Here is a 17,848-nt window from a genome sequence, read left to right on the forward strand (position 1 = left end):
GTAGCGAAACTAGGTGAAATGAACCAAGTCTAGCTACTTTTTGTTATGTAAGCTTAGTAATAGTTCTATAAAAAACTCTCTATTTGTTTTCTAACTCAGACTGGTAAGATTGATTTAATTAGAAAAAGATAGAGGTGAGAGAATGAATCTACGTACTTTAGGTCTAACAAAAATTCTTTTGACCTTTATTATATTAAGTATTATTGGCGCGTTAATGATTTATAGCGCCAGTAGCTATGACTTGTTGATGCAAGGCGTGAAGCCCACTGCTGTGTTTATTAAACAAGGCATTATTATGTGTCTCAGCTGGGTGCTAATGTTCGTGATTTACAAAGTTCGACTAGAAGTGTTATTTAATAAAAAAATTGCGATTGGACTGCTTTTAGTTTCGGTACTATTACTGTTAATGGTTCGACTACCTTTTTTTGGTGTAGCAGCGAATGGCGCACAACGTTGGATTTCTCTCTTTGGAATCCAATTTCAGCCATCAGAACTTTGTAATTTTGCGATTATTTATTACTTGAGCTGTTATTTAGGTGAAAAAGAAAATGGCTTGACAACGAAGCAGTTAAGGAAACAATGGCTGTTTGTTTTGGTCGTTGCATTTTTAGTTTTGATTCAACCCAAAGTTGGCGGGGCTATTCTTATTTTAGTTATTGGCAGTGTCTTAATTTTCTCAGCAAGTATTCATGCAAAATTTAGTGTAATTGCTGCGGGGATTGTCGTTGCTAGCGCGGCGCTTCTTTCTAAAATAATTATTTTTCTAGGCGATCACCGCTACTTACCACATTTTTTTGCGCATGTGTATGACCGCTTAGTTGTTTTGAAAAATCCGTTTTTATCCTTTCATGATCGAGGATTTCAGCCTTCAATGGCCTATTTAGCAATGTATAACGGTGGGTTTTGGGGCACTGGATTAGCCAATGGTATGGTAAAAAAAGGTGGCTTGCCAGAAGGTCAAACCGATTTTATTTTTGCGGTGATTGTGGAAGAACTTGGTTTGATTGGCGGCTTACTATTACTATTTCTTTTGTTATTTTTAGCGGCCTCGATTTTGCGAAGTAGTTGTGTAATAAAGAATCATTGTTACGGCTTGTTTTTGTTAGGGGTCGGGACCTTGATTTTAGCTCAAACGGCGATTAACATTGGTGGCGTTTTGGGTTTGATTCCAATGACGGGAATTCCTTTACCGTTTGTTAGTTACGGTGGGACAAGTTATTTAATCTTTTCAGTGGCATTAGGAATCGTCATTAAAATTATTGCAAACGAAAGGCGGCAGTTAAATGGTCAATACAAAAAAATTCAACTTACATCTTAATTATGATTTATTATTGCCCATTTTTTTACTCACACTTTTATCTTCTGGTGTGCAATATTGGATTGCCGTTAATGAAGGAAAAGATGGAACTGTGCCAGCATTAAAACAACTTTTCTTTATTTTTGTTGGCTATGCAGGCATGTTTTTAGCTAGTCGGCTGTCACAGAAATTTATTTGGAAAGTAGCTCCTTTTTTCTATGGGTTTTCATTAATCTTAATGAGTGCTTTGTATTTTTCCTATGACAAAGGAATGTATTTATTGACGGGCACAAAGCGCTGGTTAGATTTAGGGTTTATTAAATTTCAGCCATCAGAAATTGCGAAAATTGCGTTTATTTTAATGTTGGCAAAAATTATTGTCCAACATGAGCAACAAGACTGGTCTGATAAATGGCGTTCAGACAAGCAACTTCTAAAAAAAATCGTTGCGGTTAGTGTCCCTGTTTTTTTCTTGATGGCGGTACAAAAAGATTTTGGGACATCCCTTGTTTTCGTAACGATTATCCTATCTCTTTTAGTTATTTCAGGAATTGATCGCAAAATTTTAATCATTATTTTCAGTGCTTTAGCAACGTTAGGCATGGTCTTGATTCTGTTAGTCTTTACAGAGTGGGGGCACAAAGTACTCTTCTTTTTACATTTTAAACAATATCAATTGGATCGAATTTTAGCATGGATTCATCCCTATGATTATGTCGATAAAATCTCCTATCAACAAGTACAAGGTTTATTGGCAATTGGTTCGGGTGGTTTATTTGGCAAGGGTGTGCATGGGATTGAAGTGTATGTCCCTGTTCGTGAGTCTGATATGGTTTTTACTTTTATCGGGGAAGCCTGGGGCTTTGTGGGCAGTGCCACCGTTGTTTTTCTCTATTTTTACTTGTTTTATCAAGTTTTAGTAGCTGGCTTGCGGAGCAATTCGCGTTTTTGTATGTACATCTGTGTCGCCCTCATTTTTTCGCTGGTTTTTCAAACGGTGGAGAATATCGGTGCGGTGATTGGACTGTTGCCGTTAAAAGGTATTCCGCTTCCGTTTTTAAGTCAAGGAGGCACTTCGTTAGTGATGGCTATCACTTCTTTAGGATTTGTCAAAGGAAGAGAAGCCGCTACCTGAAAACACAAATAAAAACCAAGACTGGAACTCGCTTGCCGACAAGCTCTAGTCTTGGTTTTTACTATTGAAATTGTTTTTGGCATTCAGCCAAAAGTTGTTGAAGTTGTCGACTCATGTAACGTTCTTTTAAATAATAAACTGCCATGTTTCGTTTAGGTAGTTCTTGGTAAGTCAGTGTATGGATCGAATTGTCTAAAAGTTGAATATTTGTGTATTCGGGGACAATAGCGAAACTATCGGAATGAGACACCAAGTGAGTAATAAGTGAAAGAGTATCCACTTGAATGACTTTCTCTGGAGAAAAATTAGAAAACGTAGTATCTAGCCAATTGGTTAATTTGTTTTGCTCGGAAAATTCGGTATTTAAACGGACGAAGGGATACATTGTTAGTTCTTTTAAAATTTCTTCCGTCGTGGCTTTGGCCAAAGCTGGATGATCATTTCTTAAAATGAATTGATAATTTGCTGTAAATAAATCAATTTTACCAATATGTTCAGGTAATGGTAAGTCAGCAAAGGAAATACCAAAATCTGCATCCATTGTTTCCAAGGATTGAAGAATATTTTCTGTAATAATAGTGTGGACTTGTAAGTTGGATGAACGATCCGTTAATGTTGTCATTAGTAAGTCATTCAATTTATATTCTAAATCACAGAGATAAGTGGCTACATAAATATGATTGGAAGAATGATTAATTTCTTTTAGCTCTTCTTCAATTGAGACCAACTCATTGGTGATGCGCCAACAATATTTTTCTAAAATTAATCCAGCTGGTGTTAAGGTGGTAGTTTGACCTTGGCGATTAAAAAGTTCCGCGCCTAACGTTGCTTCAAGAATTTTTATTTGCTTACTTAATGCAGCTTGAGAAATTGCTAAATTTTCGGCTGCTTTAGTAAATTGTTTCACTTTGCATAACTCTAAAAAATAATGTAAACGAAATAGTTCCATGGGAATTCCTCCTTTTTCTATTCCTAGAATAAATAACGTAATTGTTCGAATAAATAACGGTGTGCTTCACAATGTCCGTGATGATTATTCTGAACTAAATAGATGGCTCGTTCTGGACTATCTTCCAGAGGGATACCAACTAAGTTACGTCTGTTTAGTTCATCAGTGAGTGAATAGGGAAGAATGCTACAGGCTTTTTCTCGTTGGACCATGTCTAAGACTAAATGAAGAGAAGGGAGTTCGATGACGATTTGCCGATTTTCCCAATTGATTTTACGTTCCCAACGTTTAAACACTTTTTTTTCATATACTTGATCGGAATATGCAGCAAAAGGTAAAGAACGAATTTCGTCAATCGTTACGCTATCGGCATGGGCTAAAGGATGATTTTTATTGACACAAAGGAGATAGCTTTCTGTATAAATTAATTCTTTCTCTAATGGAATCGAGGTATCCAAAAATATCCCAATCCCAATGTCAATTAAATCTGTTTCCAAGGCTGTTTCAAGATCGTAATAATACTTAAAATCAATACTTACATACGGATAGGATTGATTAAATAACAACAAGACTTCTCCAAATGCTTTATCTATATCAATTAAGTTTGTTCCAATCCGAATGGTCGTTGTCGATCCTTGGGTCACTAATTCATTAATCTCTTCTTGCGCTTCCTTAATGAGTGCAAAAATCATTTCTGTTCGCTTGGCGACGACTTCGCCTGCTGGAGAAAGCCGACAATGTTTCTTGTCTCTTAAAATTAATGAAGCACCTAATTCACGTTCCAACTCCTTGAGCTGGGTACTTAAATAAGGTTGACTCGTATGGAGCTTTTGAGAAGCTAAAGTAAAACTCGCATACTTTGAAACTGCCATAAAATATTCTAGTTGTTGTAATTTCATTTTCCTCACCGCCGTTTCTTTAACTATACAAAAAATAGCAGAAGAAAAGCTTCTCGACAAGGCTATCTGACGGTCTTTAGATTAATTTAACCAGTTATGATTCTATGAATAAATACGAATCATACCAGAAAACCATAGTAAATAAGCGGATTATTTTTCTTTTTGTTACTGAATGGACAAAAAGTTATCTACTAAAAACTTTTTCTATATCGTTATTTTTTCATGGAAGAATTATACTTGCTGTTGTAATTAAATAAGATTTGTTAGGTGAGGCTCCTATACAAACATAGGCTACTGCCCAAAAATGTCGAGAGACGCCAATGGGTAGAACAGGAACTGTCGAATGAAGGCTTTTCTTAAGGTAGCTAAAAGCAATCGCTTTTTACGTTGTATAGTGCTAAAGCTCAACGATAAGAACGATTATTCTTTGACACGTTGAGTTTTCAGCGTGTCTTTTTTTGTGGAAAGGGTGAGGAAAATGGAAGATGAACCGATCGTCAATTCAAGTCAACAACAGATAAATGAGGTGAAAGAAAATGGAAAAGAAAATGCGTCACTTGGGCCATGACTATAGTTACAAAAAGTTTGCCCATTCAGAAGTAGAAAAAGTTTTACAACGTTTCGGCTCAACTTGGGATGGCATTAAACACCAAGATATTGAAGAATTACAAGAACGTTATGGCCGCAATAAAATTATGAATGAAAAAAAAGCTTCACGGCTGCGACTTTTTATAAAATCGTATATCACGCCGTTTACTTTGGTGTTATTAGCACTAGCCACGATTTCATTTTTTACAGAATATGTCTATGCTGCGCCAGAGGAAAAAGATGTTACTGGCGTGTTAATTATGTTAGCGATGGTCATCTTAAGCGGCACGATGAGTTTTGTCCAATCAGTCAAATCAAGCAATGCAGTTGAAAAATTACAAAATATGATTAAAGTTACAGCGACAGTCATTCGTGACAAGAAGCAAATGGAAATTCCTATTGAGGAAGTTGTGTGTGGCGACTTAGTCCAACTATCCGCTGGCGATATGATTCCAGCCGATTTACGTTTAATCCAATCTAAGGACTTATTTGTTTCCCAATCATCCTTGACTGGAGAGAGTTTTCCCATTGAAAAACACGCGACTCATCAAAAAGATAGTGATCAAATTGATACAGAATACGACAATCTTTTGTTTTTAGGAACAAATGTCATTAGTGGCACTGGTTTGGGCATTGTCATTAAAGTTGGTAATCAAACTTTATTCGGACGGATGGCTTCTGATAACGGAGAAGAGCAGCAACAGACGAGTTTTGAAACAGGAATTAATAAAACAACGTGGGTACTGATTCGCTTTATGTTGGTCATTACGCCAACTGTTTTTCTAATTAATGGGTTAACAAAAGGCGATTGGGTGGAAGCATTAATGTTCGCGATTGCCACAGCTGTCGGCTTGACACCAGAAATGTTACCTATGATTGTAACAACCAATTTAGTCAAAGGTTCTCGAGAAATGGCTAAAGAAGGCACGATTATGAAAAATGTCAATGCCATTCAAAATTTTGGCGGGATGGATGTACTTTGTACGGATAAAACAGGTACCTTAACACAAGATAAAGTAATTTTAGAATACCACTATAATATTGGGTGCCAAGAAGATCAAAAAGTCTTGGATTTAGCATTTCTAAACAGTTATTTTCAAACGGGCTTGCGTAATTTAATGGATAACGCCGTTATTCAAGCGGCGACGCAAGAAAGTGATATACAATCAGATGATTTTTATAAAGTAGATGAAATTCCTTTCGATTTCAATCGACGTCGAATGAGTGTGATTATCAAAGAGTTTAAAACGCGAGAAACACGCTTAATTACCAAAGGGGCGGTTGAAGAAATGCTCTTGGTCTGCACACAGGTACTTTTAAATGGCGAAATTGTGCCCTTAACAGAGACGCTGCGTCAAAAAATTACCAAAGACGTTGAAGCTTTAAATCGAGATGGTTTGCGCGTTCTAGCAATTGCCGATAAAAAAGTCGAAGCGGCTGAATGGGAGTATACAACTAAAGATGAATCAGAGTTGATTTTACAAGGCTATCTTGCTTTCTTAGATCCACCAAAAGAAACAGCGGCGGCAGCTATTCACGCCTTGCATCAACATAATGTAGCTGTGAAAGTATTAACGGGGGACAATCAGTATGTGACGCATTCTGTTTGTAAAGAAGTTGGTCTGGCTGGCGAAAAAATTATTACAGGAAATGAACTTCAACAATTAAACCAAGAAGAATTAAGAAAAACCGTTCAAGCGTATAATATTTTCGCCAAAATTACGCCTGGCCAAAAAGTTCGTATTGTAAATGCGTTAACTGAAAATGGTCAAACTGTTGGCTTTTTAGGTGATGGAATAAATGATGCTGGAGCAATGCGTGCTGCTGATGTAGGAATCTCTGTTGATACAGCTGTCGATGTAGCGAAAGAATCGGCGGATGTAATTTTATTGAGAAAAGATTTAATGGTTTTGGAAAAAGGAATTTTATCTGGACGGCGCGTGTTTACGAACACGATGAAGTACGTCAAATTAACAGCAAGTTCTAATTTTGGCAATGTGTTTTCCGTGATCCCAGCAAGTATCTTTTTACCATTTTTACCGATTGCTCCGATTCAATCGCTATTATTAAATCTAATTTACGATACTTCGTGTATGTCAGTTCCTTGGGACAAAGTAGATGAAGAATACGTAGAAAAACCAAAAAAATGGGAACCAAAATCAATTGGTAATTTTATGCGTTGGTTTGGCCCAACGAGTTCTATTTTTGATATTGTTACCTATTTATTTATGTATTTCATTGTGTGTCCGGCTATCCTAGGTGGCTCATTCTTTGAATTAAATGGAGCAGATCAATTGCTCTTTATCGGTATTTTCCATGCAGGGTGGTTCATTGAGTCCTTATGGTCCCAAATGCTCGTCTTGCATTTCCTACGAACAGAAAAAATGCCTTTCCTTCAAAGTAGTGCTTCTGGAATTATGACGTTAGTCACTACAGCAGGGATTGTTCTCGGAACTGTTTTACCCTTTACCGCTTTCGGTGCAGAACTAGGATTTGTCGGTTTATCACCAAGCTATTTCTTGTATTTAATCCCGACAATTGTTGCTTATTTAGCACTGGTTGCGTTCATTAAAGTTTTATACGTCAAACGTTACGGTCAATTACTGTAACTGATTTGTACTATTATATATAGAAAAATTTTTTTACTTTTCTTTCAAGGTTGAGGAGGTGTCGGTTTTTATGACAGCTCCTCGTTGTTGTTTTAAGTGACTGTGCGAATTTTTTTATGGATTTATTTGTCATTTACAGTTAGTATGGCTAGTAGAGACTTTCCAAAAAGAACGAGCTTTTTGGTAATAAGGAGATAAAACGAGCTAATGACCAAAACAAACCAACTTTCAACTTCAACGCCGATGTTCGATCGGTCGGCCTATATTCATATTCCATTTTGTGAGCATATTTGTTATTATTGCGATTTTAACAAGGTCTTTTTAGAAGGACAACCAGTTGATGAATATATTCAGAGTTTATTAAAAGAAATTCAACTTACGCAAGCATTGTATCCAGAACAAGAAATGAAAACCATCTATATTGGCGGAGGCACGCCAACTTCATTATCAGCGAAACAGTTAGATGTGCTACTAAAAGGGGTTCGCGAACAGCTAACGTTTGATGACCGAAATGAATTTACGGTGGAAGCAAACCCTGGGGATTTAACCCAAGAAAAATTACAAGTCATGAAAAACTATGGCGTCAATCGTCTTTCGATGGGCGTTCAGACATTTGATGATCGCTTGCTCAAAAAAATCGGTCGCAAGCATACCGCCGCAGATGTTTATGAAACAATGAAATTTTTAGAAAAAGAAAATTTTACCAATGTCAGTATTGACTTAATCTATGCTTTACCTGGACAAACATTGGAAAGTTTTCGCGATACTTTGACAAGAGCCTTAGCATTGGACTTGCCACACTATTCGCTTTATTCATTAATTCTTGAAAATAAAACAATGTTCATGAACTGGGTTCGTCAAGGACGGTTACAGCTGCCTGAAGAAGAAATCGAAGCACAAATGTTTGACGAAACGATTGAAGCAATGGAGAAAAAAGGACGTCACCAATATGAAGTCAGTAATTTTGCTTTAACAGGAAAAGAAAGCCAGCATAATCTGGCTTATTGGAATAATGACCACTACTATGGATTTGGCGCAGGTGCCAGCGGCTATCTTGGGCAAACTCGTTACAAAAATCACGGTCCAATCCAACATTATTTGAAACCCTTGCGAGAAAATCAATTGCCAATTGTGGAGACTGAAGAATTAACTCGTCTAAATCAAATAGAAGAGGAGCTATTTTTAGGCTTACGTAAAAAAGTAGGTATTTCTAAACAAAAATTCCAACAAAAATTTCAGGAACCAATTGAAGCGATTTATGGAGAGGTCATTCAACGCTTAATCAAAGAAGAATTATTAATTGAAGAAGCAGATATCTTACGTTTAACGAAAAAAGGACTATTTGTGGGGAATAATGTTTTTGAAGCATTTTTGTTAAGTGAAAAAGAGTAAAAAAATAAAAAAATCATCGAAGTGTGACAAAGCATTTCGATGATTTTTTTATTACAAAAGTTGGTATTGATGGTTTTTGAAGGTGGTTTGCAGTGATTAGCACTCTTGCGTGAAGAGTGCTAAAAAGTTGCGTATTTCCCTTGACAAAAAGGTAAGGACTTGTTATATTAGTATATGTAGTTAGCACTTAGATGTTAAGAGTGCTAATGAAGGGTGGTAATAACGATGATTACAGAAAGACAACAAAATATCTTGAGACTTATCATCCAAAATTACACGAACACGGGCTTACCTGTCGGTTCTAAGAAATTGATGGAGGATGGCATTGCCTCTAGTTCTGCCACAATTCGTAATGATATGAAAGCATTAGAAGAATACGGCTTATTAGCTAAGACCCATTCTTCTTCAGGGCGAATCCCCTCAATGGCTGGTTATCGTTACTACGTGGATCATCTTTTACAACCAACACAAGTAGAAGAGAACGAACTTAGAAGGATCCGTCAATCTTTTGGAAAAGAATTTCATGAGATTAATGATATTATTCGACAATCAGCTGAAATTCTATCAGAATTGACAAGTTATACTGCTTTTTCATTAGGACCTGAAGTGAAAGAACGGAAATTAACCGGCTTTCGAATGGTTCCTTTGAATGATCGGCAAGTCCTTGCTATTATAGTGACAGATAAAGGCAATGTTGAAAACCAAGTATTTGCCATTCCTGCCGCTGTTTCTAGCCAAGATCTTGAAAAAATGACACAAATCATCAATGATAAGTTGGTTGGACAACCTTTGTTGACCGTTTATCATCGTTTGCGGACGGAGATTCCGATGATTTTACATCGCTATTTCCAAACGCCAGAAGGAATGATGAACTTATTCGATGAGATGTTAGGACATGCCTTTGAAGAAAAAGTCTTTGTCGGTGGTCGCATGAATTTGTTAGATTTTGGCATCAAACAAGATATTGAACAATTGAAATCTGTCTATTCCTTTATGCAAAATTCTGATGAGCTGACGCATTTATTAAATGGTTCTGCAACAACAGAAAATCCAATTGTTTTTCGTATCGGCTCAGAAATTGGCAACAATCTCTTAGAAGATATGAGCATGATCACTGCTACGTATGAAGTATCAGGACATGGCAAAGGAACAATTGCCCTGCTAGGACCAACCAGTATGCCGTATTCAAAAATATTCGGTTTGGTAGACACGTTTCGACATGAGCTAGCTTCACAACTAGGTGACTATTACCGTTTTTTAGGTAATTAAGCAAACCTTGTTAGGATAAGAAGTAGATGCATAAAGAGAAAGGAAGTTGCTGAAGTGAGTAAAAAAGAAGAGAAGCAAGAAGAATTACAAGAAGAAATGGAAGCTGTTGATGCTGCTGGCGTTTCTGAAGTAGAAGTTGAAGCAACAGAGATTGAAAATCTTAAAGCAGAGCTTTCCGAAATGGAAGACAAGTTCTTGCGGGCAAGAGCCGAAATTGCTAATATGAGCAATCGAAATAAAAACGAACGAGAATTATTAGTTCGTTACCGCTCACAAGATTTAGGTAAAAAGATTTTACCATCTATTGATAATTTAGAACGAGCAATGGCTATTGAAGTATCAGATGAACAAGGCGAAAGCTTGAAAAAAGGTATTTCGATGGTGCTAGAAAGTATTACTGTGGCTTTAAAAGAAGAAGGAATTGAAGAAATCCCAGCAATGGGTGAAACCTTTGATCCAAATTTACATCAAGCCGTTCAAACAGTCCCTGCTTCTGAAGAAACCCCAGCAGATATCATTGTTGAAGTTCTACAAAAAGGGTACAAATTACAAGATCGTGTGTTACGACCATCAATGGTCATTGTTGCACAATAACAAACGTTAATTAAAAATATATTATTATAGAAAACTAATACAGATTGGAGATATTCACTATGAGTAAAATTATTGGTATTGACTTAGGAACAACAAACTCAGCTGTCGCAGTGCTAGAAGGCGGCGAAGCGAAAATTATTGCAAACCCAGAAGGTAACCGCACAACTCCTTCGGTCGTTTCATTCAAAAACGGTGAAATTCAAGTGGGCGAAGTAGCAAAACGTCAAGCTGTTACAAATCCTAACACGATTTCATCTATTAAACGTCACATGGGTGAAGCTGGCTACAAAGTTGATGTTGAAGGAAAATCATATACACCACAAGAAGTTTCTGCAATGATCTTACAATATTTAAAAGGTTTTGCTGAAGACTATTTAGGTGAAAAAGTTGAAAAAGCAGTTATTACAGTTCCTGCATATTTCAACGATGCGCAACGTCAAGCAACAAAAGATGCTGGTAAAATTGCTGGTTTAGAAGTAGAACGGATCGTTAACGAACCAACAGCAGCAGCTTTAGCTTATGGTTTAGATAAAACAGACAAAGATGAAAAAATTCTTGTCTTTGACCTTGGTGGTGGTACATTCGACGTGTCAATCCTTGAATTAGGCGATGGCGTTTTCGATGTATTATCAACAGCCGGTGATAACAACCTAGGTGGGGATGACTTTGATAATAAAATCATTGACTACATGGTTGCAGAATTTAAAAAAGAAAATGGCATTGACTTAGCTAACGATAAAATGGCATTACAACGTTTGAAAGATGCTGCTGAAAAAGCGAAAAAAGACTTATCAGGTGTAACAAGCACACAAATCAGCTTGCCATTTATTACTGCTGGCGAAGCAGGACCATTGCACTTAGAAATGAACTTAACTCGTGCAAAATTTGATGAATTAACAAGTGATTTAGTTGAACGTACAAAAGTACCAGTACGTCAAGCCTTGAAAGATGCTGGTTTAAATCCTTCTGAAATCGACGAAGTTATCCTAGTTGGTGGTTCAACACGTATTCCAGCTGTAGTTGAAGCTGTTCGCAAAGAAACAAACAAAGAACCAAACAAATCAGTTAACCCTGACGAAGTAGTAGCAATGGGTGCTGCCATCCAAGGTGGCGTAATCACTGGTGATGTTAAAGACGTTGTCTTATTAGACGTAACACCGTTGTCATTAGGTATTGAAACAATGGGTGGCGTATTTACAAAATTAATTGATCGTAACACTACGATTCCAACAAGTAAATCACAAGTCTTCTCAACTGCTGCTGACAATCAACCAGCTGTTGATATTCACGTTTTACAAGGTGAACGTCCAATGGCCGCTGATAATAAAACATTAGGTCGTTTCCAATTAACAGATATTCCTGCGGCTCCTCGTGGTGTGCCACAAATTGAAGTAAGCTTTGACATTGATAAAAATGGGATTGTAAATGTTCGTGCGAAAGACTTAGGCACTCAAAAAGAACAAACAATCACGATTAAATCTTCTTCAGGTTTATCTGATGATGAAATCGAACGTATGGTGAAAGATGCTGAAGCAAACGCTGAAGCAGATAAACAACGTAAAGAAGAAGTTGACTTACGTAACGATGCAGATGCTTTATTATTCACTGTTGATAAAACATTGAAAGAATTAGAAGGCAAAGTAGACGCTGAAGAAGTGAAAAAAGCAGAAGATGCGCGTGATGAATTAAAAGCAGCCATCGAAGCAAACGATATCGAACAAATGAAAGCAAAACGTGATTCATTGAATGAAATCGTCCAAAACTTAACAGTAAAACTTTACGAACAAGCTGCGCAACAACAAGCACAAGAAAATCCTGAAGCTGCCCAAGGTGGCGCTGATGATGTTGTTGATGCTGATTTTGAAGAAGTAAATGGTGATGACAAATAATCAATAACAATTGATTTTAGGGACTGGATCATTAGTACAATGACTAATGTCCCAGTCCCTTGTCTTTTGTGAGAAAATCAACCACAATCAAGTTAGCAAGAAACTATTTAGGTTTTGAAAGAACTGTGGTATGATTACAACGATGTTAAACAAGCTGAAAATACCTATTCACAGCTAGTAACACTGATTCAAGGTGTGACAGATAATCCAACCAGAGAGACCGAAAGCAATCGATGAATTTGGCTGGTTCTAAACACATTGTAAAGTTTGAAGAAAGTTGGAGGGAAGTCAATGGCGACGAAACGAGATTATTATGAAGTGCTAGGATTAGCAAAAGGTGCTTCAGATGATGAAATTAAAAAAGCATACCGCAAACTTTCCAAAAAGTACCATCCAGATATTAACAAAGAAGCCGATGCGGAAGAAAAATTTAAAGAAGTTTCTGAAGCGTATGAAGTATTAAGTGATCCACAGAAAAAAGCGGCCTATGACCAATATGGCCATGCAGGAACTGATCCTAATTACGGTGGCGGCGCTGGTGGCTTTGGCGGTTTCGGTGGCGGCGGATTTAGCAGTAGTGGTTTTGGTGGATTCGAAGATATTTTCGATTCATTCTTTGGCGGCGGCGGTGGCCGTTCTGTTGATCCAAATGCACCAAGACAAGGCGCCGATTTACAATATACAATTCAATTGAAATTTGAAGAAGCTATTTTCGGTGTCGAAAAAGAGATTAAGTACAATCGAGAAGATACTTGTGCAACCTGTGGCGGTAATGGCGCCAAACCAGGCACACACCCAGAAACTTGTCATAAATGTCATGGCTCTGGAACAATCAATGTTGAACGTCAAACGCCATTAGGTCGTATGATGAGTCGTCAAACTTGTGATGTGTGTCATGGTACAGGGAAAGAAATTAAAGAACCATGTCCAACTTGTCATGGCACAGGTCATGAGAAAAAAGCACATACTGTCAAAGTAAATGTGCCTGCTGGAGTAGAAGACGGCCAACAAATGCGCTTAGCTAACCAAGGAGAAGCGGGTACCAATGGTGGACCATATGGTGATTTATATGTAGTCTTTCGTGTTGAAGATAGTGATATTTTCGATCGAGATGGCGCAGAAATCTACTATGATTTACCAGTAAGTTTCGTCCAAGCGGCTCTAGGGGACGAAGTAACTGTCCCAACTGTTCATGGTGACGTGAAATTAAAAATTCCGGCTGGAACACAAACTGGCACAAACTTCCGCTTAAGAGGCAAAGGTGCGCCACGTTTACGTGGTGGGGGCAATGGTGATCAACACGTGAAAGTGAAATTAATAACACCAAAAAATCTTAATGAAGAACAAAAGGATGCCCTACGAGCTTTTGCAAAAGCTGGCGGACAAAATGTAACTGAACAACAAGAAGAAGGCTTCTTTGATAAAATGAAAGATGCGTTTGGCGGTAAGAAGAAAAAATAAAACAAACGAGTCAGAGACAAAAGCAGTTAGCTCCAAGTGTTCATCACTCTCGAAGGCTAAATTGCAACGAGTAATTGTAGGTGCTGCTTTTGTTCAACTGATTATTTTAAGATTTAGAGAGTGGGACATAAGTCGTTTTGACTTATGTCCTATTTTCTTTTTTTACTTCCAAACATTTTACGAGAATATTTTAAAATTTAGCGTATACTTAATATAAGCAAGTTAGGAGGGCTTATTTATGAAACCATATGTTTATGTAATCAGTGATATTCATGGACAAGCAGATTTGTTTGATGCCTTACTCACAGACTATGACCCAGTCGAGCATCAGCTAGTTTTAATTGGTGATTTAAACGACCGTGGTCCGGATTCTAAAGCCTGTTTTCTCAAAGGAAAAGAACTTGTCGAGCAACACGGCGCTGTTTATTTACGAGGCAATCATGAAGAATATTTTTTGCAGTTTCTTCAAAATCCAGAGGACTGGTTTGCAGGATATGTTCGCAATGGTGGCAAGGAAACAATTGAAAGTCTCTTGCATCCAGGAGCTACTGCAGAATACTCACCAACAGAAATGGCCTTAATGATCCGTAGTCGCTATCCAGAGTTAATTGATTTTTTAACAAAACGACCACTTTATTTTGAATGGCAGCATTACTTATTTGTGCATGCTGGGGTTGATTTAACGATGGAAGATTGGCGGCAAACAGCACCTAAGGATTTTTTGTGGATTCGCGAACCCTTTCATCAAGGGAAAAATAATACAGGCAAGACCATTGTTTTTGGTCATACCATTACCCCGATGTTACATGGTGATATGCAGACCACGGACCTTTGGCAAAGTGATGGGAAAATCGGGATAGATGGTGGTGCTATTTTTGGCGGCTCTGTGCATGGTGTGATTTTTAATGAAAAAGGCATTGTCCAAGATATCGAATATCAAAAACGCACCCCTGCGTGGCAACCAGAATTTTGATTCCTTAATCGCACGAATCAGTTACCTCACTTCTATATTTAGAAGCAAAAATATGCTAAAATAGATAAGTATGCATAAGAAAAGAGGTATCTAGTTAATGGCAGAAGCTTATAACGAAGAAGTAGTAGCGCTACTTCAAAAAGAATTGACAACGTATCGTTCAAAACAAATAACAACGGTTTTAACTTTATTAAATGAAGGAAATACAGTTCCTTTTATTGCCCGTTACCGGAAAGAAATGACTGGAAGTTTAGATGAAGTCCAAATCCGTGAAATAGAAGAACGTTATCATTATTTACAAAACTTGAAAAAGCGGAAAGAAGAAGTTCTCCGATTAATTGAAGAGCAAGGAAAACTAACAAAAGAACTCAAAACAGATATTCAAAAAGCAGTAAAAATGCAACAAGTGGAAGATTTGTATCGACCATATAAACAAAAACGTCGGACCAAAGCGACTATCGCGAAAGAAAAAGGGTTGGAACCATTAGCAGATTGGTTGCTCTCTTTACCTGAAAACGCGGATATCTTAGCCAAAGCGGCTACTTTTATTAATGAAGAAAAAGAAGTTGCAACCGCCGAGATAGCCTTGCAAGGTGCTCATGAAATTTTAGCAGAACGTATTAGCGATGAACCAAAATACCGAACATGGTTACGTGATTATATGGTTAAACATGCGCAATACGTTAGCGTAGTTAAGGACGAAGAAAAAGACGAAAAGCGGACCTATGAAATGTATTACGATTTTGCAGAACCAGTTAGCAAAATGGTGCCGCACCGTGTCTTAGCAACGAATCGTGGTGAAAAAGAAGACATTTTAAAGGTTTCCCTTGTCGCTGATGAAATAAAAATTAATGATTATTTCCAACGTCAACTAATCGGCAAGCAAGCAACAAGTTTAGCTGCTCCATACATTGAGGCTGCTTATTTAGATAGCTATAAACGATTCATTGGACCAGCGATTGAACGGGAGATTCGCAATGAATTAACAGAAAAAGCTGATGAACAAGCGATTGCAATTTTCGGTGAAAATTTACGTAATTTATTATTACAGTCACCACTTAAAGGAAAAGTTGTTCTAGGATTTGACCCGGCTTATCGGACAGGCTGTAAATTAGCAGTTGTCGATGAAACTGGTAAAGTTTTAGCAATTCAAGTGATTTATCCACATAAACCAGCGACTGCTGCGAAACGTGAAGCCGCTGGTCCAGCCTTTAAAAAGATCATTGAAGACTATCAAGTGGACATGGTAGCTATTGGAAACGGAACGGCAAGTCGTGAATCTGAATTGTTTGTGGCAGAGCAATTAAAAGCGGTGAAGCGGGACGTCTTTTACGTGATTGTTAATGAAGCAGGGGCTTCCGTTTACTCTGCGAGTGAAGTGGCTCGTAAAGAGTTTCCTGATTTACAAGTCGAAGAACGAAGTGCGGTCAGCATTGCACGTCGTTTACAAGATCCGTTGTCAGAATTAGTAAAAATTGATCCCAAAGCAGTCGGGGTTGGTCAATATCAGCATGACGTATCGCAAAAACGTCTTGCCGAGCAATTGGATTTTGTTGTGGAAACTGCAGTAAACCAAGTTGGTGTTGATGTGAATACAGCGAGTGCTCAACTTTTACAACATATTTCTGGCTTAAATAAAACAACGGCGCAAAACTTAGTCACTTATCGTGATGAAAATGGTGTCTTTACAGCACGAAATCAAGTCAAAAAAGTACCTCGTTTAGGACCAAAAGCATTTGAACAAGCAATTGGCTTTTTACGAATTCCTAATGGCAAAAATGTGTTAGATAACACTGGCATTCACCCAGAAAGTTATCCAGTAGCACAAGCAATTTTAGAAAAAGCAGAGATTGCTTCTAAAGAATTAGGGACAGCAGAAGCTATCGAAAAATTGAAACAGTTACCAGTGAATCAATTAGCTACTGAGTTAGAAGTAGGTTCAGAAACACTCACAGATATTATTGCTAGTTTAATCCAACCAGGTCGTGATATGCGCGATGAGATGTCAGCACCACTTTTACGTAAAGACGTGTTGACGATGGAAGATTTGAAACCAGGAATGGAAATGCAAGGGACTGTTCGAAACGTAATTGACTTTGGTGCGTTTGTCGATATTGGTGTGAAGCAAGATGGCTTAGTCCACATTTCTAAGTTAAGTACTAAATTTGTTAAGCACCCAACGGATGTTGTTGCGGTGGGTGATGTAGTCACAGTTTGGGTAGAAGATGTTGACTTGAAAAAGGGGCGAATTAGTTTAACCATGTTGCCTCGGACTGATAGAAAAGAGTAACAATGAAAGAGTCTCAACCAGTCTTGATGACAGATCAAGCACTTCAAACGCTAGTGGAAAAAATTTCAATCGTATTTTTTCAGAAACCTTTTCTGCATCAAGCTACATTTAATCGGCGGTTAAAAACTACGGGCGGTCGCTATCATTTAGCTTCGCATCACCTGGATTTTAATCCAACTGTCTTTTTAAAGTATGGACAAGAGGAACTGGAAAAAGTCATTAAGCATGAGTTATGTCACTATCATTTACATTTAGCTGGCAAAGGCTATCAGCATAAAGATAAGGACTTTAAAGAGTTATTGGCTAAGACTGGCGGTGCCCGTTATGCACCGCCTCTAGTAGAACGGAAAAAAGCAGTTTTCCATCAGTACCAATGTCAGTCTTGTGGAGAAGTCATCCTCAGAAAACGACGAATTGATACGACACGATATGTCTGCGGAAAATGTCATGGGCGTTTGTCCTGGCAAGCGAAAAAAGAACAAATCTAACAATTCTGGTCTTTG

14 protein-coding genes and 1 riboswitch are annotated in these 17,848 nt (G+C 37.7%); of the genes, 12 read left to right on the forward strand and 2 right to left on the reverse strand.

Going from position 1 to position 17,848, the window contains the following annotated elements; genetic code table 11:
- The first annotated feature begins 142 nt into the window (after positions 1-142).
- A complete protein-coding gene (locus IGL86_RS05165; protein WP_002357834.1) occupies positions 143-1,318 on the forward strand; it encodes an FtsW/RodA/SpoVE family cell cycle protein in 1,176 nt (391 codons plus the stop codon).
- Positions 1,284-2,432 (forward strand): FtsW/RodA/SpoVE family cell cycle protein, encoded by a 1,149-nt coding sequence (locus IGL86_RS05170; RefSeq protein ID WP_033625336.1) that lies wholly within the window; start codon positions 1,284-1,286, stop codon positions 2,430-2,432. Before IGL86_RS05165 ends, IGL86_RS05170 begins: the two co-directional genes overlap by 35 nt.
- Positions 2,433-2,493: 61 nt before the next feature.
- Here the strand turns inward: IGL86_RS05170 and IGL86_RS05175 are convergent, their stop codons facing one another.
- Together IGL86_RS05175 and IGL86_RS05180 are read right to left on the reverse strand one after the other, a co-directional pair.
- Entirely contained in the window at positions 2,494-3,381 is an 888-nt protein-coding gene (locus tag IGL86_RS05175; RefSeq protein WP_002357832.1) for a LysR family transcriptional regulator, read from the reverse strand.
- 23 nt (positions 3,382-3,404) lie between these two features.
- A complete protein-coding gene (locus IGL86_RS05180; protein WP_002382245.1) occupies positions 3,405-4,280 on the reverse strand; it encodes a LysR family transcriptional regulator in 876 nt (291 codons plus the stop codon).
- Positions 4,281-4,532: 252 nt separating this feature from the next.
- Positions 4,533-4,703, forward strand: a riboswitch (M-box (ykoK) riboswitch).
- Positions 4,704-4,816: 113 nt separating this feature from the next.
- On the opposite strand from IGL86_RS05180, the gene mgtA reads away from it, so the two are divergent.
- The 10 genes from mgtA (at position 4,817) to IGL86_RS05230 (ending at position 17,833) form a co-directional block, all read left to right on the forward strand.
- The gene (gene mgtA / locus IGL86_RS05185) at positions 4,817-7,477 is read left to right on the forward strand and encodes a magnesium-translocating P-type ATPase (protein ID WP_430605657.1); all 2,661 of its coding nucleotides are present in this window, start codon (positions 4,817-4,819) and stop codon (positions 7,475-7,477) included.
- A 243-nt stretch (positions 7,478-7,720) separates the two neighbouring features.
- Positions 7,721-8,869 (forward strand): radical SAM family heme chaperone HemW, encoded by a 1,149-nt coding sequence (gene hemW / locus IGL86_RS05190; protein ID WP_002360468.1) that lies wholly within the window; start codon positions 7,721-7,723, stop codon positions 8,867-8,869.
- A gap of 225 nt (positions 8,870-9,094) precedes the next feature.
- Complete coding sequence (gene hrcA, locus IGL86_RS05195) at positions 9,095-10,138, forward strand: heat-inducible transcriptional repressor HrcA (protein WP_002357828.1); 1,044 nt, start codon at positions 9,095-9,097, stop codon at positions 10,136-10,138.
- 54 nt (positions 10,139-10,192) lie between these two features.
- On the forward strand, positions 10,193-10,732 hold the full coding sequence (grpE, locus tag IGL86_RS05200; protein WP_033625337.1) for a nucleotide exchange factor GrpE: 540 nt from the start codon (positions 10,193-10,195) through the stop codon (positions 10,730-10,732).
- Positions 10,733-10,791: 59 nt separating this feature from the next.
- Positions 10,792-12,621, forward strand: a complete 1,830-nt coding sequence (gene dnaK, locus IGL86_RS05205) for a molecular chaperone DnaK (RefSeq protein WP_002357825.1) — start codon at positions 10,792-10,794, stop codon at positions 12,619-12,621.
- Between the two features lie 114 nt (positions 12,622-12,735).
- A complete protein-coding gene (locus IGL86_RS05210; protein WP_002357824.1) occupies positions 12,736-12,858 on the forward strand; it encodes a hypothetical protein in 123 nt (40 codons plus the stop codon).
- Between the two features lie 54 nt (positions 12,859-12,912).
- Entirely contained in the window at positions 12,913-14,082 is a 1,170-nt protein-coding gene (gene dnaJ, locus IGL86_RS05215; RefSeq protein ID WP_002357822.1) for a molecular chaperone DnaJ, read from the forward strand.
- A 238-nt stretch (positions 14,083-14,320) separates the two neighbouring features.
- Positions 14,321-15,055 carry a metallophosphoesterase family protein gene (locus IGL86_RS05220; protein ID WP_002392539.1) on the forward strand — a complete coding sequence of 245 codons (735 nt, stop codon included), beginning with the start codon at positions 14,321-14,323 and terminating at the stop codon, positions 15,053-15,055.
- Between the two features lie 97 nt (positions 15,056-15,152).
- Positions 15,153-17,345 carry a Tex family protein gene (locus tag IGL86_RS05225; protein ID WP_033625338.1) on the forward strand — a complete coding sequence of 731 codons (2,193 nt, stop codon included), beginning with the start codon at positions 15,153-15,155 and terminating at the stop codon, positions 17,343-17,345.
- A 26-nt stretch (positions 17,346-17,371) separates the two neighbouring features.
- Positions 17,372-17,833 (forward strand): SprT family protein, encoded by a 462-nt coding sequence (locus tag IGL86_RS05230; protein ID WP_002365561.1) that lies wholly within the window; start codon positions 17,372-17,374, stop codon positions 17,831-17,833.
- Positions 17,834-17,848: the final 15 nt, after the last annotated feature.

It is taken from the genome of Enterococcus sp. DIV0774 (assembly GCF_050539095.1).
In the GTDB taxonomy this organism is placed as follows: Bacteria; Bacillota; Bacilli; order Lactobacillales; family Enterococcaceae; genus Enterococcus; species Enterococcus faecalis.